Below are 21,069 nucleotides of genomic sequence, written 5' to 3' on the forward strand. Positions count from 1 at the left end.
GTGCGCCAGATAATATTAAAAATCTATTCTGCTGCCTTCGTGACTTATTATTTTAACTGGCTCAACGGTTTTATTTTTCCATGCAGCGCCGGATTATCGCTTTCGTCTTTCAGGCGCACTCCGGTAAGCCGCCGCAAAAAGGCCTGCTCCAGTAGCCAGGCCAGTTTAAATGCGGCGGCATCAAAGCTCAGTCCTTCCGGACGGATATTAGAAATACAGTTGCGCTCCGACTCCAGCCGCTGACGATGCGGCTGCCAGGTTAAATACACCCCGAGGCTATCCGGCGAGGAGAGCCCGGGCCTTTCGCCAATCAATATCGCCACCGCTCTGGCCTTCAGCGTTTCGCCTATATCATCGCCCAGCGCGACCCGCGACTGGTGCGCCAGTACCACCGGGGCCAGGCTCAGGCCGAGGGTTTTCAGATAGGGCAGCAGGGCGCGAATCAGCGGCACCGCCTGGCGCTGCACGGCGTACGACGACAGCCCGTCGCCAATCACCAGCAGCAGGTCGGCGGGGCGCGCGCCGCTGGCGGCGAGGTCGGCGCGGCTCTCTTCGTTCAGCTGTCGCCCCAGATCCGGGCGATTCAGATAGACATGGCGATCGCTGGCGGCGCTGCGGACGGTCAGCGTCGACAGCCCCAGCTCCGCCAGCGGCTGGACTAACTGGTCGCTGGCGAAAGGCTGGTGAATGGCATCGCGCGCCCGGGCGTGGGCGAGGCCGAAATTCAGCACTTCGCGGGTCGGCAGGCTGGCGCCGCTGCGCCCCAGCGCAATCCGCGCATCGGTAAACTCACGCAGCGGGTTCCAGGCGTCGGGAGGATTCATACCGGTTCTCCTTGCGGCAGGACGGAAAGCAGCGGATGGCGGGCATCGGTCAGACGCAGCGCGCCGTGACGGTCAATAATTTGCATCTTCGTCAGCCAGTCGGCGAACTCAGGCGCATGCTGTAAACCCAGCAGTCGGCGGGCGTAAAGGGCATCGTGGAACGAGGTGCTTTGGTAGTTGAGCATAATATCGTCAGCCCCCGGAACGCCGATCAAAAAGGTCAGCCCGGCCGCGCAGAGCAGCGTCAGCAGGGTATCCATATCGTCCTGATCCGCTTCGGCGTGATTGGTGTAGCAAACGTCGCAGCCGATGGGCAGCCCCATCAGCTTGCCGCAGAAGTGATCTTCCAGCCCGGCGCGGATAATCTGCTTACCATCGTACAGATACTCCGGGCCGATAAAGCCCACCACCGTATTGACCAGCAGCGGCTCAAAATGGCGGGCGACGGCATAGGCCCGGGCTTCGCAGGTCTGCTGATCAACGCCGTGGTGGGCGTTGGCGGAAAGACAGCTGCCCTGGCCGGTTTCAAAATACATCACGTTGTTGCCCAGCGTGCCGCGGTTCAGGCTAAGCGCCGCTTCCCGTGCTTCCTGCAGCAGCGCCAGATTAATGCCGAAACCGCTGTTGGCGGCTTCGGTACCGGCCACCGACTGGAACACCAGATCCACCGGCGCGCCGCGCTCAATCAGCTGCAGGGTGTTGGTGACGTGGGTCAAAATGCACGACTGGGTGGGGATGGCGAAGCGCTGAATAATATCGTCAAGCATATGGTTCAGCTGCGCCAGCACCGGCAGGCTGTCGCTGGCCGGATTGATGCCGATCACCGCGTCCCCGGCGCCGTACAGCAGGCCGTCGAGCATGCTGGCGGCGATGCCTTTCATATCATCGGTCGGGTGATTGGGCTGCAGGCGCACGCTCAGGCGCCCCGGCAGGCCGATGGTATTGCGAAAACGGGTGATGACCCGGCATTTGCTGGCGGCGAGGATCAGATCCTGATTGCGCATCAGCTTGCTGACCGCGGCGGCCATCTCCGGGGTTATCGCGCGGGCGACCTGGCGCAGCGCCGCTTCATCGGTGGCGTCGTCGAGCAGCCAGTCGCGAAAATCGCCGACCGTAAGATGGCGAATCGCCGCGAAGCCCCGGGCGTCGTGGGTATCGAGGATCAGCCGGGTCACCTCATCCTGCTCGTAGGGAATCAGCGGATTATCGAGAATCTCCGTGAGCGGAATCTCCGCCAGCGCCATTTTTGCCGCCATACGCTCTTCGGCGGAGCCGGCGATAACGCCCGCCAGCGCGTCGCCGGAACGCGCAGGAGAGGCCTTCGCCATCAAGGTTTTCAGACTATCAAAGCGCCATACCTGGCCTGATAGCGTGGTTTTATACATGTGTCGCCTCCTCAGGAGACCGTACGCAGCTGCGGATCCACCGCCGCGCGCTGGCGGGCCGCTGCGGTCTTGCGAAACCACAGGTAGCCGCCGAGCATCATGGCGGCGAAAATCAGCGCCAGCAGGGTGTTGTACCAGACCATCGCCACCAGGCAGAGTACCGCCATGGCCAGCGCGAAGGCCGGCGCCCACGGATAGAGCGGCGCGCGGAACGGTCGAATCAGCTTCGGCTCGCTGCGGCGCAGTTTAAACAGCGCCGCCATCGAGGTGATATACATAACAATAGCGCCAAATACCGACATCGTGACGATACAGGCGGTCAGCGGCATCCCGCTAATGGTGATCAGCGAATCGGAGAAAATGGCGGCGATGCCCACCACGCCCCCGGCGAGGATCGCCAGATGCGGCGTGCGGGTGCGGCGGTTCAGCGTCGCCAGGCTGGCAGGGAGATAGCCCGCGCGCGCCAGCGAGTAAATCTGCCGCGAGTAGCCCATGATAATCCCGTGGAACGAGGCCACCAGGCCGAAGAGTCCCAGCCACACCAGCATATGCAGCCAGCCGCTGCTGTTGCCGACCACCATTTTCATCGCCTGCGGCAGCGGGTCGTTAATATTGGCCAGGGTTCGCCAGTCGCCCACGCCGCCGGCAAAAATCATCACGCCAATCGCCAGCACGGTCAGGGTCAGGATGCCGCCGCCCAGCGCCCGGGGAATGGTGCGCTGCGGATCCTTCGCCTCTTCGGCGGCCATCGATGCGCCTTCAATCGCCAGAAAGAACCAGATAGCGAAGGGGATGGCGGCAAACATCCCCGGCAGCGCCAGGCCGCTGAAGCTCTCCGCGCCCGCCCAGCCGTTAGCGGTAAAGTGGCTCCAGGAGAAGCCCGGCGCGACAACGCCCATAAACACCAGCAGTTCGAAAATCGCTAATAACGTCACCACCAGCTCAAAGGTCGCGGCGATACCCACGCCGAGAATATTCAGCGTCATAAAGATGATGTAGGCGCCGCAGGCCACCCATTTGGGGTCGAGCGCCGGAAACTGCACGTTAAGATAGGCGCCGATGGCCATGGCGATGGCGGGCGGGGCGAAGACGAATTCAATCAGGGTCGCGAAGCCGGCGATAAACCCGCCGGTCGGGCCAAAGGCGCGGTAGGCGTAGGCAAAAGGCCCGCCCGCATGCGGAATGGCGGTGGTCAGCTCGGTAAAGCTAAAAATAAAGGCGCAGTACATCGCGGCGATGGCCAGCGCGACGATCATAAAGCCCAGCGTCCCGGCCTGGGACCAGCCGTAGCTCCAGCCAAAATACTCTCCGGAAATAACCAGCCCAACGGCGATCCCCCATAAGCGGAAACTGCCGAGCGTTCTTTTTAGCGTTGTGGTTTGCTCTGTCATGTTCGTTGCCTCGCCAGATAAAGATATCGGGAGGGTTGCAAAGAGAATGCCAGGGCATACCACCGATAAACGCGGCGGTTTACGCCAACGAGGATCAAAAAAGGGGCAGACTGCGCCCGGCGGGAGAGTCGCGGTGGTGCAGCTGCCCGCAAATGTGGCGTTATTGGTGCACGATGGCGCCAGCGTCTTTTTTGCGCCATCGCGCCAGGCCGCTTTGCAATTTAGCAGTGGTCGCGGTATAAGGAATCTCTTATCTGGATGTTTAGATGTCTATACGCCCATGAGGTCAAATGCAAACAACACAACAACAAGGTGGGCAGCTTAAGCGCACCATGAAGACCCGCCACCTGATTATGCTGTCGCTGGGTGGCGTTATTGGCACAGGGCTATTTTTTAATACCGGCTATATCATCTCCACCACCGGAGCGGCGGGTACGCTGTTGGCCTATCTGATTGGCGCGCTGGTGGTCTGGCTGGTGATGCAGTGTCTGGGCGAACTCTCGGTGGCGATGCCGGAAACCGGGGCGTTTCACGTCTACGCCGCCCGCTATCTCGGCCCGGCGACCGGGTACACCGTCGCCTGGCTCTACTGGCTAACCTGGACCGTCGCGCTTGGCTCAAGCTTCACCGCCGCCGGATTCTGCATGCAGTACTGGTTCCCGCAGGTGCCGGTATGGGTCTGGTGCGTGGTGTTCTGCGCGGTGATTTTCGCCCTCAACGTTATCTCCACCCGCTTCTTTGCCGAAGGTGAATTCTGGTTCTCGCTGGTGAAGGTGGTCACCATTATTGCCTTTATTATTCTCGGCGGGGCGGCGATCTTCGGCATCATTCCGATGCAGGATGGCTCCCCGGCGCCGGGGCTGCGCAATCTCACCGCCGAAGGCTGGTTCCCGCACGGCGGTCTGCCGATCCTGATGACCATGGTGGCGGTTAACTTCGCTTTCTCCGGCACCGAGCTTATCGGCATCGCGGCGGGGGAAACGGAGAATCCGCACAAAGTCATTCCGGTGGCCATTCGCACCACCATCGCCCGGCTGATTATCTTTTTTATCGGCACCGTCTTCGTGCTGGCGGCGCTGATCCCGATGCAGCAGGCGGGAGTCGAGAAAAGCCCGTTTGTGCTGGTGTTCGAAAAGGTGGGGATCCCTTACGCGGCGGATATCTTTAACTTTGTGATCCTGACGGCGATTCTGTCGGCGGCCAACTCTGGCCTCTACGCCTCCGGGCGGATGCTGTGGTCGCTCTCCAATGAAAAAACGCTGCCGGCCTGTTTTACTAAATTAACCAAGAACGGCGTGCCGCTGACGGCGATTTCGGTCAGCATGCTTGGCGGCGTGCTGGCGCTCTTCTCCAGCGTCGTGGCCCCGGATACGGTGTTTGTCGCGCTGTCGGCGATTTCCGGCTTCGCGGTGGTGGCGGTATGGCTGAGCATCTGCGCCTCGCACTTTATGTTCCGCCGCCGTCATCTGCAGCAGGGGAAGGCGCTAAGCGAACTGCACTACCGCGCGCCGTGGTATCCGCTGGTGCCGGCGCTGGGATTTGCGCTTTGCCTGGTGGCCTGCGTGGGTCTGGCGTTTGACCCGAGTCAGAGGATTGCGCTGTGGTGCGGGATCCCGTTCGTGGCACTGTGTTATGGTGCGTATTATCTGACTCGTTCACGGAAACTCACCCAGGAGCCTCAACATGTCGCAGAATAATCCGTTAACCGCCCTCCTTGACGCAAAGCCCTTTATCCTGCTGGACGGCGCGATGGCGACGGAGCTGGAAGCGCGCGGCTGCAATCTTGCCGACAGCCTGTGGTCGGCGAAAGTGCTGGTCGACAACCCGGAGCTTATCCGCGAAGTTCACCTCGGCTATTTCCGCGCCGGCGCGCAGGTGGCGATCACCGCCAGCTATCAGGCCACTCCGGCGGGCTTTGCCGCCCGCGGCCTCGATGAAGCGCAGTCGAAAGCGCTGATCGGCAAAAGCGTTGAGCTGGCCCGCAAGGCGCGGGAGGCGTATCTGGCGGAAAACCCGCAGGCGGGCGCGCTGCTGGTTGCCGGTTCGGTCGGGCCGTACGGCGCCTTCCTGGCGGACGGTTCGGAGTATCGCGGCGATTATGTCCGCAGCCGTGAGGAATTTCAGGCGTTTCATCGTCCGCGCGTGGAAGCGCTGCTCGACGCCGGGGCCGATCTGCTGGCCTGCGAAACGATGCCGAATTTCGCCGAGATGAAGGCGCTGGCGGAGCTGCTGACCGCCTATCCGCGCGCGCGGGCGTGGTTCTCGTTTACCCTGCGCGATGCGCAGCATCTCAGCGACGGCACGCCGCTGCGGGAAGTGGTTGGTGTGCTGGCAAACTATCCGCAGGTGGTGGCGCTGGGCATTAACTGTATCGCGCTGGAGAACACCACCGCCGCGCTGGCGCATCTGCATAGCCTGACGGCGCTGCCGCTGGTGGTTTATCCTAATTCCGGGGAGCACTATGACCCGGTATCCAAGACCTGGCATCACCACGGCGAAGCCTGTGCAACGCTGGCGGGATATTTACCCCAGTGGCTGGCGGCGGGGGCAAAGCTGATTGGCGGCTGCTGCCGCACGACGCCGAAGGATATTGCCGAACTGAACGCCCGGCGTTGAGTTTGCGCCGGGTGGCGGCTGATGCCTTACCCGGCGGACAACGTGCACGAATCGTAGGCCGGGTAAGCGTAAGCGCTACCCGGCATCAATCATCCGGCATCCGCTAACACAAACATCCCGTACGGGTGGATTTCGAGATAGTAATGCTCGCCGACGTCCGGCTGCAGCCGCGTCGCGTTCACCTGCAGCAAAATTTCCTGCCCGTGCCACTCCACCGTCACCTCGTACTGCGGCCCCATATAGGCCACGTGACGGATCGTGCAGCGCTGGCTCTCCTCGCCGCGATCGCTCAGGGTGATCGCCTCCGGGCGGACGCCGACGCTGCCCTCGCCGTGGGCGGCAAAATGCGGCGGCCTCGGCAGCCGATAGCCATAAATATCGACGAAACCCTCGCTGAAGGCGGCCGGGAACAGGTTGGCATCGCCCATAAAGCTCGCCATAAAACGCGACGCGGGCTGGCGGTAAAGATCCTGCGGCGAGCCGATCTGCATGATATGCCCCTTATTCATCACCAGCACGGTATCGGAAACCGCAAAGGCTTCACTCTGATCGTGGGTCACGTACAGCGAGGTGATATCAAACTGCTTTTGCAGCTCGCGGATCTTATCGCGCATGCTGCGCCGCAGGTTGGCGTCGAGGTTGCTTAAGGGCTCATCAAACAGCAGCACCTTTGGCTTGAGGATCAGGGCGCGCGCCAGCGCTACGCGCTGCTGCTGGCCGCCGGAGATCTGATCGACATAGCGGTCTTCGAAGCCCTCCAGATCCACCATCGCCAGCGCCTCCTTCACCCGCGCTTTCACATCGCCGCGCGACGCGCCGAGCATTTTCAGACCGTAGCCGACGTTGTCCCCCAGCGACATATGCGGAAACAGAGCGTAAGACTGAAACACCATACAGATGTCGCGCTGCTGAATGGAGCGATGGGTCACGTCTTCGCCATCGATGAAAATCTGCCCTTCGCTCGGTTTTTCCAGCCCGGCGACCAGGCGCAGAATGGTGGTCTTACCGCAGCCGGAAGGGCCGAGCAGGGTCACCATTTGCCCCTGCGGGATGGTGAGATTGATATTGTCGATAACCGTGTTGCTGCCGAATCGCTTGGTGACGTTGCGCAGTTCAACAAAATTTTTCTGACTCATAGTGCGCTCCATTACGCCTGGTTTTTGGCTTTTGACCGGGAGATACGCGCTTCCCCGATCAGCCAGTCAAAGATAAAAATAATCGCCAGCATCACTACGATCAGAATCGATCCGTAGGCGATCGCCACGCCGTATTCGCCGTCTTCCACCCGGTTGAGGATATAGGCGGTAGCGACGCGGGTGTCCGGCGTCACGAGGAACACAATGGCGCTGACGGTGGTAATGGCGCGCACAAAGCTGTAGATCAGCGCCGAGAGGATCGCCGGGCGCAGCAGCGGCAGCAGGATATGCGTAATGGTGCGCAGGGAACCCGCGCGCAGGCTGAGCGACGCTTCGTCCAGCGATTTGTCGATCTGGCCTAAACCGGCAATGCCCGCCCGGATGCCCACCGGCACGTTACGCATCACCATCGAGATAATCACAATCGCCGCCGTTCCGGTGAGGTACACCGGCGCGCTGTTAAAGGCGAGAATATAGGAGACGCCCGCCACGGTGCCCGGTACCGCGAAGCACAGCATGGTGGTGAACTCGATGGTCTTTTTGCCTTTAAACTGCTGACGCACCACGATCCAGGCGATCAGCAGGCCGAAGGCGGCGGTGATCGGCGCGGCGATCCCGGCGTAAAGCAGAGTATCGAGCAGCGAAGGCCAGGCGCCGTCGCTCATCCCCTGGCCGAACAGCTTGATAAAGTTATCCAGCGTCAGGGTGTAGTCCACGCCCCAGTTAACGGTAAAGCTGCCGTAGAAAATGCTGCCGTAGAGCAGGGCGTTGAAGGCGATCCACACCGCCAGAATGGCGATCACGCTCCACACCAGGGTCACCGGCAGCGGCTGCACGTCGCCGCGATAGGACTTACCGGAAACCGTGACGTACGAGCGCTTGCCGATCCACATATACTGAATGCAGAACACCAGCAGCGAGAAAAGCAGCAGGAACGCGCCCAGAGTACTGGCGGCCTGATAATCGAGCTGCGAACCGGTGATATAGAAGTAGATTTGCGTCGCCAGCACGTCGAAGTTGCCGCCGAGCACCAGCGGGTTGCTGAAGTCGGCCAGCGACTGGACGATGACGATTAAAAACGCGTTCGCCAGCGCCGGTTTCAGCAGCGGGACGAAGACGCCGTTAAAGGTCTGCCAGCGGCTGGCGCGCAGGGTGTACGACGCCTCCTCCAGCGACGGATGAATGGTTTTAATCGCGCCGTCGAGGATCATAAACGCCATCGGAGTGAACGCCAGCACCTGCGCCAGCCAGATGCCGGTAAACCCGTACAGCCAGTTGGTGTTGGTTAAGCCAAACCAGTCGACCATCAGTTCGGTGACGTAGCCGGAACGGCCCATCATCAGGGTAACGCCGAGGCCGACGACAAACGGCGGGGTGACGATCGGCAGAATCGAGAAAATGCGGCCAATAATCGCGCTGCGCTTTGCGATGCGGGTGGTGTAAATCGCCAGCACCAGGCCAAAGAAGGTGCAGCCGATGCCTACCGCAATCGACAGGGCGATGGAGTTGAGGATCACCTGGACAATATGCGCCTGCGACAGCACGGCCATAAACGCCAGCGGGGCAAACTCGCCGGCGTCGTTGGTGAACATCGGGATGAAAATGGCGATGCTCGGCCAGACGATAAAGACGCCGATTAACGCCACGATGGTGACCAGCGAACCAATCACAAAGCGGTCGCCGCCCAGCCATTCCAGGCGGGTGAGCGCCAGGGTCATGATGGCGCCCAGCGCGACAAACAGCACGAGGGTGGCGTAGCCTAACCCGCGGCCTTCCACGGTGGCGCTGACGACGATAAACGCCATACAGAGGAGCGCCCAGCCGGCGTCGAGGTAGTGGCGGCTGCGCTGCTCCCGGCTGGCTTCCCGCCATGGACGAATCAGCAGCAGGCTCGGCAGGAGATACCACAGCCAGCTGATATTGAACTGTGACCAGCCGTAGGCCGCGAGAATTTCATCTTGCGTGGACTCCAGCAGACCGTAATCCAGGCTCCAGCTCGGCAGCAGGGCGAACGCCAGCCAGCCGAATAAAACCCAAAGGAATATCGCATCCCGCTTTTTCACGGGATGGAGTGCAAGTGTGTGTGACATAAGTTTTCCGGTGTCGTAGGCCGGGTAGGGCGTGGATGCCGCTACCCGGCAAATGAACGCAGTGCGGGCTTATTTACCCATCTTCACTTCGCTAACCCATTTATTGATGAGCGCTTTACGCACGTCCGTTGAGCCGTATTTATCCATGTCGTAGTTGATAAGCTTCAGGTCGTCGAGCTTCAGCGAGTTCGGCGAAGTTTCGGCGGTGGTGTTGGTCAGGATCTGATAGGACTTGCCTTTCTTCCACGCCAGCTCCTGGGCCTCTTTCGACAGCACCCAGTCGACGAACAGTTTGGCGTTGTCGAGGTTGCGCGCGCCCTTCAGAATGCTCACGCCGCCAATTTCGTAGCCGGTGCCTTCGCAAGGCGAGATCAGCTCCAGCGGCGCGCCCTGTTCTTTTTCCAGCGAATAGTCGTGCAGGAAGCCGATGCCGATGGCCGTTTCACCGCGGGCGGCGTTGCGCGCCGGGGCGATACCGGATTTCGTGTACTGGGAGACGTTAGCGTTGAGCTGTTTAAGATAATCGAAAGCATGATCGTCTCCCCACAGCTGGGCGAAGGTCGCCAGCGCGGTGTAGGCGGTGCCGGAGCTCTGCGGGTCGGCAATCTGGATTTCGCCTTTATATTCCGGTTTGGTCAGATCCTTCCAGCATTTTGGCACCGGCAGGTTTTTCTCTTTCAGGCGCTGGGTGTTCACGCCGAAGCCGAGAATGCCGACGTACACCGCCGAAGAGTAGTTGCCTTTCAGCTTCGCCGGATCGCGGAACTGCTCCATCACCTGCGTAAGATTCGGCGATTTATAGGGCTGCAGCAGGCCCATTTCGCCGGCCTGGGACTGCGGGTCGAGGGTGCCGCCGTACCAGACATCCGCCTGCGGGTTTTTCTTCTCGGCATCGACCTTCGCCAGCGTGCTGCCGGAGCCGTTGCGAATAAACGAGGTTTTTACGTCATATTTTTCGCCGAAGGCTTTAGTTTCCGCCTCACACATTTCGTTGGTGGCGCTGCAATAGACCACCAGACGACCTTTGGCGTGCGCCGCGCCGCTTAACGTCGCCAGCGCAATGCCGGAAGCAATCAGGGTAGTGACCAGCGTTTTTTTCATTATTTTATCCTTTGAGCAGCAGAGGTAGTAATGCTCGCCATCAGCAGCGGCATCAGCAATAAACCCATCAGAACTGCGGCGACCGAGAGTAAACTGAACATCCCCGACCAGCCGTAGCGTTCAATGACCAGCGACAGAGGCCAGCCCGCCAGCGCTGCCCCCAGATAGGCGAACAGGCCGAGAAATCCGCTGATGGAACCCGCCGCCGCTTTGTGTCCGCACTCCACCGCCGCGAGGCCAATCAGCATTTGCGGGCCAAAAACGAAGAAGCCCACCGTAAAGAAACACACCGCCAGCAGCGCGTAGTGGTGTACCGGCGCCAGCCAGAGCGCGGCGACGGAGACCATCAGCCCCAGCGTGAACAGTAAAATCATCGGCGCCCGCTGGCCGCTGAACAGCAGATCCGAGCCCCATCCGGCGAACAGTGCGCCGAGCAGGCCGCCCGCTTCAAACAGCATCACCGTGGCGTTGGCGCTGAGCAGATTGACGCCGTGGCTCTCCGTCAGCCAGATGTTGCCCCAGTCGTTGAGCGCGATGCGGATCAGGTAGACCAGCACATAAGAGACGCCCAGCAGCCAGATCATCGGGTTCTTCAGCATCGTGGTGCGCAGCATCTGCCACAGCCCCATCGGCGGGCTTTGCCGCTCCTGGCGCAGCTCCAGCGGGTCGTTATGCCAGGCGCCCACCGACGGCAATCCCTCTTCGCGGGGCGTTCCTTTCAGGTGCAGCGTTAACCAGATGCCTGATGCCATGCTGATCGTCCCCGGTGCCAGCATCGCCGCCTGCCAGCCCCACCAGTGGGCGGCAAAGGCGCTAATCAGCGGGATAATCGCCCCGCCGATGTTGATCGACATATTCCAGCAGCCCCACCAGAAGCCGCGTTCGTTGCGCGAGTACCAGTGGGTTAGCAGGCGGGCGCAGGGAGGCCAGCCCCAGCCCTGAAAAAATCCGTTCAGCGTCCAGACCGCCAGCAGCAGCGTCAGCGACTCGCCGAAGGCGAACACCACGTTCAGCAGACCGGTGGCGAACAGTCCCGCGCCCATAAACCAGCGCTGCCCGTGGCTGTCGTGCCACAGCCCGGCGGTAAACTTCGACAGGCCGTAGGTCAGGTAAAACAGCGATCCCAGCAGGCCAATATCGCCTTTATCCAGGCCCAGATCCGTTTGCAGCGCCGGCAGAACGTAGTTAACGCTTTTGCGCGTCAGGTAAAACGCCGCATACCCGATGACCATGTACATCAGCAGCTGCGGACGCAGCGTCCTGTAACGTTGATTAATGTCGGTTGCTGAGCGCATAGCCGTCTCCGTTTTGCTGACTATATGAAAGTGAAATCGAAAGGGGATGAGAGAAAGTCCGGAGTGACTAAGACTTTTTCCTGGTTAGCCGGCTGTTTGTTGCAAATTTGTGGGCAAGTTAACAATTACGCGTGTGCCGCGCTGCGACTCCAGCGTCAGCTCTCCGCCCAGGGCGCTGACCCGCTCACGCATGCCCTGAATGCCGAAGCCGGCCATTTTGTCGGGGCTGATGCCGATACCGTTGTCCTTCACCTCCAGGCGCAGCAGCGTCCCCTGCTGATACAGGGCAATGGCGACCTCGCTGGCGTCGGCGTGCTTACAGACGTTATTAAGCAGCTCCTGCAGCAGCCGATAGAGGGTGAAGCGCACCGTTTCGCTCTCCGGCGTGGCGGTGAGCCGGTAGTCAAAGCGACAGCGGATACCGCGCTCGGCAAAGGCAAACTCATTGAGCAAATGGTGCAGCGCCTCTTTAAACGACAGCTCATCGAGGGCCGGCGGGCGTAACTGGCGCAGCAGCTGGCGGGTGGAGTGGTGAATACGCCGGGCGAGATCGTTAATCTGGCTGGCGGCGGCCTGGGTTTGCGCCGGATCGCGCGCCCGCTTCACCAGCTGCGACTGGATCTGAATGGCGGTAATATTCTGGCCGATTTCGTCGTGCAGCTCGCGCGCCAGGCTTTTGCGCGTATCCTCTTCGGTATGGATCAGCTTTTCGGCCAGCGCCCGCCGGGCCGCCAGCTCCGCTTCCAGCCGCTGGCGGTAGTGGTGCAGGTTTTGCGCCAGGTGCTGCTGGCGGCTGATGGCAATGCCCAGCCCGATGCCGAGCAGCGCCTGGGTGGCCAGAAAAATCTCCAGCTCCACCAGGTTGCTGAATCCAACGCCAACCTGGCGGGCGATGGTGATCATCATGCTGCCCAGCAGGCCGGAAAGGACGCCGCCCTGCCAGCCGAACTTCCACGCCATCACCACGTTGGGCAGAAACACCACAATTAACAGCAGGCGCTCGATTTCCGGCGACAGTACCATCTGGGTGCCTATGCCGATGATAAAGAACAGGCTGCACCAGATGATCAGCGAGGTGCGCAGCGGTGGATTATTGGTATCCAGTCCCAGCAGATGGTAGCGGTGCTGCTGGCGCAGGAATTCAAAAATCAGATAGACAAACGGCGTCAGCAGCACCCCGCCGGTAAACGAGGCCAGGCCGAGCATCATCGCCGGGCTTTTCACAAACGGCGAGAGCAGGGCGGTGTTGAGCAGCGCGCTGGCGGTAACCGTGGCCAGCAGCAGCGTCAGCCGCTGCCAGTAAAGGGGAAAGCGGTGCCAGAACTGTTGGGCGAGGCCGGCGGGAAGCAGGCCGATCAACGGCGCGGCCAGCAGAATATAGCCGTTCAGCAGCTGTTCGCCGTGCAGCCAGAGCAGCATCAGCACCGGAGGCAGCACCAGCGCGGGCCAGTAGCGGCGCGAAAGCAGGATCAGCAGCGCCAGATAGACGCCGTGCGGCAGGAACAGCGCCGCCTGCTGGCCGTTATGGGTCAGGTAAAATCCGAGCGTCCACAGCATCAGCCAGCCGCTTCCCCAGGCCAGCACGATGAACAGCGAGATGACGCTGTGGCGAAGGCTGCGCGACATTAATGACCCGCCAGCAGCTGGTGGTCGAGGGCGAAATGGACCAGATCAATGGTGCTGTGACACTGTAGTTTGCCCAGCACGTTGGCGCGATGGACGTGAACCGTTTTGTGGCTGAGTTCGAGCTTAAAGGCGATCTCCTTGACGCTGTCGCCTTTAACCAGCAAATCAAAGACTTCGCGTTCACGCGGGGTGAGCACTTCCAGCACCTGCGCCGGTTGTTCTCCGCCGCGCAGCGCCCGCAGCGCATCGGCGCACAGGTAGTGTCCGCCCATACCGACGGAACGCACCGCCTGGACCAACTCTTCCGGGCCGCAGCGTTTGGTCAGATAGCCGCTGGCGCCGGCATCAAGCGCGCTCTGCACGAAGGTGGGGGTGTCGTAAATACTGAGAATAATGGCGCGGAACTGCGGCTTTTGCGCGCGCAGGCGCTTTAGCAGGCTCAGGCCGTTCTCATCCGGCATGGCGATATCCATGACCGCCACGTCGACGTCGTCGCGCAGCAGCGCCGGCCAGGCTTCCGCCGCGCGGCTGAACTGGCCAACCACCTCGAGATCTTCTTCGAGGCTGAGTAACTGCGCAAAGCCTGAACGCACCACCACATGGTCATCGACCAGCACCACTCGAATCATGTTTCTTCTCTCTCAGCGCATCATGGTTCTATGATGCCTGCCGCCGCTGCGCTGGCAATCAATCAGGCGCAGTTATGCAACGAATGTAACAAAATCGCAATACACTTCATCCTTCAAGCTGCCTCTTTGTTGGCTTCGTTTGCCCGCCCCGGTCACTGACTTATGTCAGCTCCCGGGGACGAACAACCTTGCCGCCTCGATGCAGCATGAATGATTTTGTGTATAAGCATTGCCGATTTTTTTCTAAAAACGCTTTGTTCTTAGCAAGAATTTTTAATTACTTCATCAAACGCATCGCGCCGGAAATACTGCACCCATAACACACATACCCCTAAATAATTCGAGTAGCAGGAAGGCGGCAAACTCGGGCGATCCTGGAGCATAGATAACTATGTGACAGGGAAGAACGAGTGCAGCCAACGCACATGCTACTCGAAGTATGACGGGGATAAGGGAAGCAGACACTATGGCACTATCATCGCGTATCACACTCATTGCCGCGCTGGCGCTGGCGGCGTTCCAGGCCCAGGCGGTCAACGTTACCGTGGCGTATCAGACCTCCGCCGAGCCGGCGAAAGTCGCCCAGGCGGACAACACCTTCGCCAAAGCGAGCGGGGCGACCGTCGACTGGCGCAAGTTTGACAGCGGCGCGAGCATCGTGCGGGCGCTGGCTTCCGGCGACGTGCAGATCGGCAACCTCGGCTCCAGCCCGCTGGCGGTCGCCGCCACCCAGCAGGTGCCGATTGAAGTCTTTCTGCTGGCCTCAAAGCTCGGTAACTCCGAAGCGCTGGTAGTGAAGAAGAGCATCACCAAACCGCAGGACCTGATCGGCAAACGCATCGCCGTGCCATTTATCTCTACGACTCACTACAGCCTGCTGTCGGCGCTGAAGCACTGGGGGATTACACCGGGTCAGGTGCAGATCCTCAACCTGCAGCCGCCGGCGATTATTGCCGCCTGGCAGCGTGGCGACATTGATGGCGCCTACGTCTGGGCGCCGGCGGTTAACGCGCTGGAAAAAGACGGCACGGTTCTCACCGACTCGTCGCAGGTGGGCGAGTGGGGCGCGCCGACGCTGGACGTGTGGGTGGTACGCAAAGACTTTGCCGAAAAGCATCCTGACATCGTCAAAGCCTTCGCCAAAAGCGCCATTGACGCGCAGCAGCCCTATATCGCCAACCCGGATGAGTGGCTGAAGCAGCCGGAGAACATCAGCAAGCTGGCGCGCTTAAGCGGCGTACCGGAAGCCGACGTCCCGGGGCTGGTGAAAGGCAATACCTACCTGACCGCCGCCCAGCAGGCGCAGGAGCTGAACGGGCCGGTGAATAAAGCCATCATCGACACCGCTAAATTCCTGAAAGAGCAGGGCAAAGTGCCCGCCGCCGGTAGCGACTACAGCCAGTACGTCACCGACCGTTTTGTGAAGTAAAGGAGGTCATGATGCTGCAAATCTCGCATCTTTCCGCCGATTACGGCGGTAAACCGGCGCTGGCGGATATCAACCTGACGCTGGACAGCGGCGAACTGCTGGTGGTCCTGGGGCCCTCCGGCTGCGGTAAAACCACGCTGCTGAACCTGATTGCCGGATTCGTGCCTTATCAGCACGGCAGCATCACCCTTGAAGGCCAGCGGGTTGAAGGGCCGGGCGCCGATCGCGGCGTGGTGTTTCAGCACGAAGGGCTGCTGCCGTGGCGCAACGTGCAGGATAACGTCGCGCTCGGGCTGCAGCTGGCCGGGGTCGACAAAACGCAGCGCCGGGCAACCGCCGCGCAGATGCTGAAAAAAGTGGGCCTCGAAGGAGCGGAAAAGCGCTTTGTCTGGCAGCTCTCCGGCGGCCAGCGCCAGCGGGTAGGCATTGCCCGCGCGCTGGCGGCCAACCCGCAGCTGCTGCTGCTCGACGAGCCGTTTGGCGCGCTGGATGCCTTTACCCGCGAGCAGATGCAAACCCTGTTGCTCAGCCTGTGGCATGAGACCGGTAAGAAGGTGCTGCTGATTACCCACGATATCGAAGAGGCGGTGTTTATGGCCACCGAACTGGTACTACTCTCGCCGGGGCCGGGCCGGGTGCTCGAACGGCTGCCGCTCGATTTTGGCCGCCGCTTCGTCGCCGGTGAATCCTGCCGCAGCATTAAATCGGACCCGCGGTTTATCGAACAGCGCGAATACGTCCTCAGCCGGGTATTTGAACAACGGGAGGCTTTCTCATGAGCGTGGTCATCAATGACAAACCGCGTCAGCGGGGGCTGAAGTGGCGCTGGCCGCTCTCGCGTCAGCTCAGCCTGAGCGTGGCGACCCTGGCGGTACTGCTGGCTATCTGGTGGGCCGTTGCCGCCCTGCAGCTGATTAGTCCGCTGTTTCTGCCGCCGCCGGGACAGGTATTGCAGAAACTTATCACTATTGCCGGTCCGCAGGGTTTTATGGACGCCACCCTCTGGCAGCACCTGGCGGCGAGCCTGACGCGTATCGTTATCGCGCTGCTGGCGGCGGTACTGCTCGGCGTGCCGGTGGGGATCGCCATGGGGCTGAGCCCCACGGTACGCGGGATCCTCGACCCGCTGATCGAGCTTTATCGCCCGGTGCCGCCGCTGGCCTATTTACCGCTGATGGTGATCTGGTTCGGCATCGGCGAGACCTCGAAGATCCTGCTGATCTACCTGGCGATATTCGCGCCGGTGGCGATGTCGGCGCTGGCGGGGGTTAAGAGCGCCCAGCAGGTGCGCATTCGCGCCGCGCAATCTTTAGGGGCCAGCCGGGCGCAGGTGCTGTGGCTGGTGATCCTGCCCGGCGCGCTGCCGGAGATCCTCACCGGCCTGCGCATTGGGCTCGGCGTGGGCTGGTCGACGCTGGTGGCCGCGGAGCTGATTGCCGCCACCCGCGGGTTAGGTTTTATGGTGCAGTCCGCCGGTGAGTTCCTCGCCACCGACGTGGTGCTGGCCGGGATCGCGGTGATTGCCATCATCGCCTTTTTACTGGAACTGGGGCTGCGCGCGCTGCAGCGTCGCCTGACGCCCTGGCATGGAGAAGTACAATGAGCGAACGTTTAAGCATTACCCCTCTGGGGCCGTATATTGGCGCGCAGGTATCCGGTGTCGACATCACCCGTCCGCTGAGCGACAACCAGTTTGAGCAGCTGTATCACGCGGTGCTGCGTCACCAGGTGGTGTTCCTGCGTGAGCAAAACATCACTCCCGAGCAGCAGCGGGATCTCGCCCTGCGCTTTGGCGACCTGCATATTCATCCGGTCTATCCGCACGCGCCCGGCGTGGATGAGATTATCGTGCTCGATACCCACGACGATAACCCGCCGGATAACGATAACTGGCACACCGATGTCACCTTTATAGAGACGCCGCCCGCCGGGGCGATCCTCGCGGCAAAAGAGCTGCCGTCAACCGGCGGCGACACCCTGTGGACCAGCGGCATTGCGGCCTATGAGGCGCTCTCCGCGCCTTTGCGCCAGCTGTTAAGCGGCCTGCGCGCGGAGCATGATTTTCGCAAATCGTTTCAGGAGTACAAATACCGCAAAAGCGAAGAGGAGCATCAGCGCTGGCTGGAGGCGGTCGCGAAAAATCCGCCGCTGCTGCATCCGGTGGTGCGCACCCATCCGGTGACCGGGAAGCAGGCGCTGTTTGTCAATGAGGGCTTTACCACCCGCATCGTCGACGTCACGGAGAAAGAGAGCGAGGCGCTGCTCGGCTTCCTGTTTGCTCACGTTACTAAACCGGACTTTCAGGTACGCTGGCGCTGGCAGCCGAACGACGTGGCGATTTGGGATAACCGCGTCACCCAGCACTACGCCAACGCCGATTACCTGCCGCAGCGGCGCATTATGCACCGGGCGACGATTCTCGGGGATAAACCCTATTACCGGGCGGGGTAATGCTTGTAGCCCGGTCGCGCGCCGTGGAGAACATCGGAAGCGGTATTGCGCGTGGCTTCCCGGAGGCGGCGCTTAACGCGCCTGTCCGGGCTACCGGTCCGTAGAAAGCGGTAAACCCGTAGCCCGGCTAAGGCGCAATGCGCCGCAAGCCGGGAAAAGGCTTTTATGCCGATTTTTGCGCGTCCAGATGTACCCCAATATAGCGCTGATAGCGGTTCGCCTTCAGGTAGGTCAAGTCCACCAGCACCAGACCATCCACGCAGTTGTTGAAATCCGGGTCGCTGCCGAAATCGATAAACTGTACGCCGCCCGGCTCGCAAACTTCCGAGTACTGCTTATACAGCGGCGGGATCGCGCAGCCGAGGTTGCCGAGCAGGGACTTCAGCCGCGCCAGATCGTCGTTGTAATCTTCTCCGCCAAACTGCGTCAGCACATCGGGCAGCGAGGCCGGATAAGGGCGGCGCGACTCCGCCAGCGGATGCGTCGCCGGGAACCACAGTCGATAGAACGCGACCAGCAGATCGCGCGCCGACGGCGGCAGCCCGCCGGAAATCGACACCGGGCCGAACAGATAGCGATAGTGCGGATAGCGCGCCAGATACGCGCCGATGCCGGACCACAGGTAGTCCAGTCCGCGGCGGCCCCAGTAGCGCGGCTGGATAAAGCTGCGCCCCAGCTCAATTCCGTGCTGCAGAATATCGTCCATGCGCGCGTCGTAATGGAACAGGCTGTAGCTATAGACGCCGTTCAGGCCGCGCTTTTCCAGCTGCATCGCGGTCGGCATAAAGCGGTAAGCGCCGACGATTTCCAGGTCTTCTTCATCCCACAGAATCAGATGCAGATAGTCGTCGTCGTAACCGTCAACGTCGCGACGTTTGCCGCTGCCTTCGCCCACCGCGCGGAAGGCGATTTCCCGCAGGCGGCCCAGTTCGCGCAGCACCGGCGCATCTTCCTGGCCGCGGCGCTGCCAGAGATAAATCACTTTGCCATCCGCCGTGCGCCCCAGCGTTTCCGCCCGTCCCAGTTCGCGCTTGAGCAGGGCGCGGTCTTCAGGTCGGGCAATAGCGCTTTCGCTTTTAAATACGCCGGGCTGCCCTTTTGCCAGCAGCTCCAGGTGGCGATAGCAGCGTTCGGTCAGCTCGCGAACAGAGCGCTGAGGATCGAACCAGCTTGACCAGGCAATCTGTTGGCCGAAATTAACCGGCAGGCTGCCGTTGCGGCGGCGAAACATTTGCTGCATCAGCAGCAGCAGCGGCAGGCTATCGGAAATCAGCGTGCTGGCGTAAAACAGCGCGCTGTTGCGCGCGCGGATCCACGCCGGCAGCAGCGGGGCGCGATATTTCGCCGCCAGCTTAATAAATCCGGAGTGCCATTTTTTATCGCGAATACCGCGCCGGGTGAGGCGTGAAACTTCACCCGCCGGGAAGAAAATCAGCACGCCGCCGTTTTGCAGCTGCTGGTCCATCTGCTGCAGCGCCGCTTTGGCGGTTCGGCCGTTGATATTATCGACCGGAATAAACAGCGAGCTCAGCGGTTCAAGGTGGGTCAGCATGCGGTTGGTGACCACTTTGACGTCGCGACGCACGCGGGACACCGCGTAGAGCAGGGCCAGGCCGTCAAGCGTACCGGTGGGGTGGTTGGCGATAATAACCAGCGGGCCATGTTCGGGGATTTGTTCGAGATCGTGCGCCGGGATAGCGCAGCGGATATTAAGATGTTCGAGCACCTGTTCGACCGTATCCAGTCCTTTCAGGTGATGATGACGCGCGGCAAACTGCTGAAACTCTTCCTCATGCAGGAGCTTTTTCAGCACCTTTTTCTGCCAGAGCGCTGGCTTTGCCTGAGGCCACAGGTCATCGATGACATTGTCGAGACTAAACATAGCGGCACCTCCTCCGTCCTGCCCAGACAGTAGAAGGCGCAGATGTCGCTCAGATTACAGTTGAGTGAAGATTTGGGATATTTCCCCGGGTTGCGGCTGGCGCCTTACCCGGGCTACCGGCCCACAGACGGTGGTGAACCCGTAGCCCCGGTAAGCGCAGCGCGACCGGGGGAAGCCTGGCAATGAACCCGGCAACCGGAGCAGATCGTAGCCCCGGTAAGCGTAGCGCGACCGGGGTTTACTGGCGTTCGCCGCACAAAAAATCGTGAATTTCGCCACCCCAATTATCGGGATATAACCCGCGCCGAACATCCCGGTGAAAGGTTGAAAAAGGCCAATCACAAACCTGTCGTACCCAACCGTGTTTTACAGGATTAATGTAGGTGTAATCGATATGCCGGCGGTAGTCTTCTTCATCGCGGATTGCATGTTCCCAGAAACGCGGTTGCCAGACATTTTCTTGTTTTAATGCTTTGCTAAAGCAACCTTTTATGTCCCGCCATCTGGCGGAGAAATCGCTATCGTCTCCGGGTAATGTCCAGATGCAATGAAGATGTTCAGGAAGGATAACCCATGCATCAATGTAAAAGGGTTTTCGCCGTTTGATGGTGAGGATGGCGTGACGTAAAGTACCGATGTGCTCGGTCAGAAGTCTGCTTTTTCGGTTTCGCAAATTAACTGTAAAAAACCAGGTTCCACCCTTCAGATAATAACGACGGTAGGCCACCATGCAGCGCTCCTTTGCAAAAGATAACGTCTTAAGCGGCAGGGTAGAGTCGGGGTAACAGTCTGGCAAGAATCCAAAGATAATGGTGGAAAGAGTCTCGCAACTTTTTGCAGCAGAGGAATTCCCCGGGTTGCGGCTGGCGCCTTACCCGGGCTACCGGAGCAGGTTTGTAGCCCCGGTAAGCGTAGCGCGACCGGGGAACGGTAATAGCCGAATTAACGCAGGATTTTCTTTTCGGCGAGATCGAGGGCGAAGTAGCTGAAGATCAGATCCGCGCCGGCGCGCTTGATTGCGCCGAGGCTTTCCAGCACCACTTTCTCTTCATCGATAGCGCCGGCCTGGGCGGCGAACTTAATCATCGCGTATTCACCGCTCACCTGGTACGCGCCGAGCGGCAGGTTGGTGCGCTCGCGCAGATCGCGCAGGATATCGAGATAGGGACCGGCCGGTTTGACCATCAGGCAGTCGGCGCCCTGGGCTTCGTCCA

17 protein-coding genes and 1 pseudogene are annotated in these 21,069 nt (G+C 60.8%); 6 read left to right on the forward strand and 12 right to left on the reverse strand.

Annotated features, from left to right (window positions below):
- Positions 1-47: 47 nt before the first annotated feature.
- Genes eutC through eat form a run of 3 tightly spaced genes read right to left on the reverse strand, consistent with a single transcriptional unit; the run spans position 48 to position 3,600 of the window.
- Positions 48-824, reverse strand: a complete 777-nt coding sequence (eutC, locus tag CDA56_RS07005) for an ethanolamine ammonia-lyase subunit EutC (protein ID WP_004099335.1) — start codon at positions 822-824, stop codon at positions 48-50.
- Positions 821-2,209, reverse strand: a complete 1,389-nt coding sequence (locus CDA56_RS07010; protein ID WP_103814771.1) for an ethanolamine ammonia-lyase subunit EutB — start codon at positions 2,207-2,209, stop codon at positions 821-823. Before CDA56_RS07010 ends, eutC begins: the two co-directional genes overlap by 4 nt.
- A gap of 11 nt (positions 2,210-2,220) precedes the next feature.
- On the reverse strand, positions 2,221-3,600 hold the full coding sequence (eat, locus tag CDA56_RS07015) for an ethanolamine permease (protein WP_004129501.1): 1,380 nt from the start codon (positions 3,598-3,600) through the stop codon (positions 2,221-2,223).
- Between the two features lie 290 nt (positions 3,601-3,890).
- Between eat and mmuP the strand changes: the two genes are divergently transcribed.
- Positions 3,891-5,297, forward strand: a complete 1,407-nt coding sequence (gene mmuP, locus CDA56_RS07020) for an S-methylmethionine permease (RefSeq protein ID WP_103814773.1) — start codon at positions 3,891-3,893, stop codon at positions 5,295-5,297.
- Positions 5,284-6,216 carry a homocysteine S-methyltransferase gene (gene mmuM, locus CDA56_RS07025; RefSeq protein WP_103814775.1) on the forward strand — a complete coding sequence of 311 codons (933 nt, stop codon included), beginning with the start codon at positions 5,284-5,286 and terminating at the stop codon, positions 6,214-6,216. The genes mmuP and mmuM overlap by 14 nt, the downstream gene beginning before the upstream one ends.
- Before the next feature lie 89 nt (positions 6,217-6,305).
- Here mmuM and fbpC read toward each other — a convergent pair whose 3' ends face one another.
- The 6 genes from fbpC to CDA56_RS07055 form a co-directional block, all read right to left on the reverse strand.
- Positions 6,306-7,352: a ferric ABC transporter ATP-binding protein gene (gene fbpC, locus CDA56_RS07030; protein WP_014228120.1), complete on the reverse strand. Its 1,047-nt coding sequence runs from the start codon at positions 7,350-7,352 to the stop codon at positions 6,306-6,308.
- Positions 7,353-7,363: 11 nt separating this feature from the next.
- Positions 7,364-9,442, reverse strand: a complete 2,079-nt coding sequence (locus tag CDA56_RS07035; protein WP_103814777.1) for an ABC transporter permease — start codon at positions 9,440-9,442, stop codon at positions 7,364-7,366.
- Positions 9,443-9,511: 69 nt separating this feature from the next.
- On the reverse strand, positions 9,512-10,543 hold the full coding sequence (locus CDA56_RS07040; RefSeq protein WP_103814779.1) for an ABC transporter substrate-binding protein: 1,032 nt from the start codon (positions 10,541-10,543) through the stop codon (positions 9,512-9,514).
- Complete coding sequence (uhpC, locus tag CDA56_RS07045; protein WP_227638027.1) at positions 10,543-11,862, reverse strand: MFS transporter family glucose-6-phosphate receptor UhpC; 1,320 nt, start codon at positions 11,860-11,862, stop codon at positions 10,543-10,545. The genes CDA56_RS07040 and uhpC overlap by 1 nt, the downstream gene beginning before the upstream one ends.
- A 60-nt stretch (positions 11,863-11,922) precedes the next feature.
- On the reverse strand, positions 11,923-13,464 hold the full coding sequence (locus tag CDA56_RS07050) for an MASE1 domain-containing sensor histidine kinase (RefSeq protein ID WP_014837550.1): 1,542 nt from the start codon (positions 13,462-13,464) through the stop codon (positions 11,923-11,925).
- The gene (locus tag CDA56_RS07055; RefSeq protein WP_014228124.1) at positions 13,464-14,093 is read right to left on the reverse strand and encodes a response regulator transcription factor; all 630 of its coding nucleotides are present in this window, start codon (positions 14,091-14,093) and stop codon (positions 13,464-13,466) included. The genes CDA56_RS07050 and CDA56_RS07055 overlap by 1 nt, the downstream gene beginning before the upstream one ends.
- Before the next feature lie 466 nt (positions 14,094-14,559).
- Between CDA56_RS07055 and tauA the strand changes: the two genes are divergently transcribed.
- From tauA to tauD, 4 genes are read left to right on the forward strand one after another with little or no spacing between them, the layout of a single operon-like run.
- Positions 14,560-15,522, forward strand: a complete 963-nt coding sequence (gene tauA / locus CDA56_RS07060) for a taurine ABC transporter substrate-binding protein (RefSeq protein ID WP_103814783.1) — start codon at positions 14,560-14,562, stop codon at positions 15,520-15,522.
- A gap of 11 nt (positions 15,523-15,533) precedes the next feature.
- Positions 15,534-16,301, forward strand: a complete 768-nt coding sequence (gene tauB, locus CDA56_RS07065) for a taurine ABC transporter ATP-binding subunit (protein WP_103814785.1) — start codon at positions 15,534-15,536, stop codon at positions 16,299-16,301.
- Positions 16,298-17,125 (forward strand): taurine ABC transporter permease TauC, encoded by an 828-nt coding sequence (tauC, locus tag CDA56_RS07070; RefSeq protein ID WP_032694130.1) that lies wholly within the window; start codon positions 16,298-16,300, stop codon positions 17,123-17,125. Before tauB ends, tauC begins: the two co-directional genes overlap by 4 nt.
- On the forward strand, positions 17,122-17,973 hold the full coding sequence (gene tauD / locus CDA56_RS07075) for a taurine dioxygenase (RefSeq protein WP_032694131.1): 852 nt from the start codon (positions 17,122-17,124) through the stop codon (positions 17,971-17,973). The genes tauC and tauD overlap by 4 nt, the downstream gene beginning before the upstream one ends.
- Positions 17,974-18,136: 163 nt before the next feature.
- Here the strand turns inward: tauD and olsF are convergent, their stop codons facing one another.
- The 3 genes and pseudogenes from olsF to CDA56_RS07090 form a co-directional block, all read right to left on the reverse strand.
- Positions 18,137-19,855, reverse strand: a complete 1,719-nt coding sequence (gene olsF, locus CDA56_RS07080; protein WP_103814787.1) for a bifunctional ornithine lipid synthase OlsF — start codon at positions 19,853-19,855, stop codon at positions 18,137-18,139.
- Between the two features lie 238 nt (positions 19,856-20,093).
- Positions 20,094-20,585, reverse strand: coding sequence for an REP-associated tyrosine transposase (locus CDA56_RS07085; protein ID WP_032748194.1), 492 nt, complete (start codon positions 20,583-20,585; stop codon positions 20,094-20,096).
- Between the two features lie 212 nt (positions 20,586-20,797).
- Positions 20,798-21,069 (reverse strand): annotated as a pseudogene (locus CDA56_RS07090) (porphobilinogen synthase); the annotation flags it as partial.

Origin of the sequence: Klebsiella michiganensis (assembly GCF_002925905.1) — a bacterium.
In the GTDB taxonomy this organism is placed as follows: domain Bacteria; phylum Pseudomonadota; class Gammaproteobacteria; order Enterobacterales; family Enterobacteriaceae; genus Klebsiella; species Klebsiella michiganensis.

Excerpts from the sequence above, each read along its gene's own strand:
- eutC (WP_004099335.1), bottom strand. The coding sequence starts at position 824 with ATGAATCCTCCCGACGCCTGGAACCCGCTGCGTGAGTTTACCGATGCG.
- CDA56_RS07010 (WP_103814771.1), bottom strand. The coding sequence starts at position 2,209 with ATGTATAAAACCACGCTATCAGGCCAGGTATGGCGCTTTGATAGTCTG.
- eat (WP_004129501.1), bottom strand. The coding sequence starts at position 3,600 with ATGACAGAGCAAACCACAACGCTAAAAAGAACGCTCGGCAGTTTCCGC.
- mmuP (WP_103814773.1), top strand. The coding sequence starts at position 3,891 with ATGCAAACAACACAACAACAAGGTGGGCAGCTTAAGCGCACCATGAAG.
- mmuM (WP_103814775.1), top strand. The coding sequence starts at position 5,284 with ATGTCGCAGAATAATCCGTTAACCGCCCTCCTTGACGCAAAGCCCTTT.
- fbpC (WP_014228120.1), bottom strand. The coding sequence starts at position 7,352 with ATGAGTCAGAAAAATTTTGTTGAACTGCGCAACGTCACCAAGCGATTC.
- CDA56_RS07035 (WP_103814777.1), bottom strand. The coding sequence starts at position 9,442 with ATGTCACACACACTTGCACTCCATCCCGTGAAAAAGCGGGATGCGATA.
- CDA56_RS07040 (WP_103814779.1), bottom strand. The coding sequence starts at position 10,543 with ATGAAAAAAACGCTGGTCACTACCCTGATTGCTTCCGGCATTGCGCTG.
- CDA56_RS07050 (WP_014837550.1), bottom strand. The coding sequence starts at position 13,464 with ATGTCGCGCAGCCTTCGCCACAGCGTCATCTCGCTGTTCATCGTGCTG.
- CDA56_RS07055 (WP_014228124.1), bottom strand. The coding sequence starts at position 14,093 with ATGATTCGAGTGGTGCTGGTCGATGACCATGTGGTGGTGCGTTCAGGC.
- tauA (WP_103814783.1), top strand. The coding sequence starts at position 14,560 with ATGGCACTATCATCGCGTATCACACTCATTGCCGCGCTGGCGCTGGCG.
- tauB (WP_103814785.1), top strand. The coding sequence starts at position 15,534 with ATGCTGCAAATCTCGCATCTTTCCGCCGATTACGGCGGTAAACCGGCG.
- tauC (WP_032694130.1), top strand. The coding sequence starts at position 16,298 with ATGAGCGTGGTCATCAATGACAAACCGCGTCAGCGGGGGCTGAAGTGG.
- tauD (WP_032694131.1), top strand. The coding sequence starts at position 17,122 with ATGAGCGAACGTTTAAGCATTACCCCTCTGGGGCCGTATATTGGCGCG.
- olsF (WP_103814787.1), bottom strand. The coding sequence starts at position 19,855 with ATGTTTAGTCTCGACAATGTCATCGATGACCTGTGGCCTCAGGCAAAG.
- CDA56_RS07085 (WP_032748194.1), bottom strand. The coding sequence starts at position 20,585 with ATGGTGGCCTACCGTCGTTATTATCTGAAGGGTGGAACCTGGTTTTTT.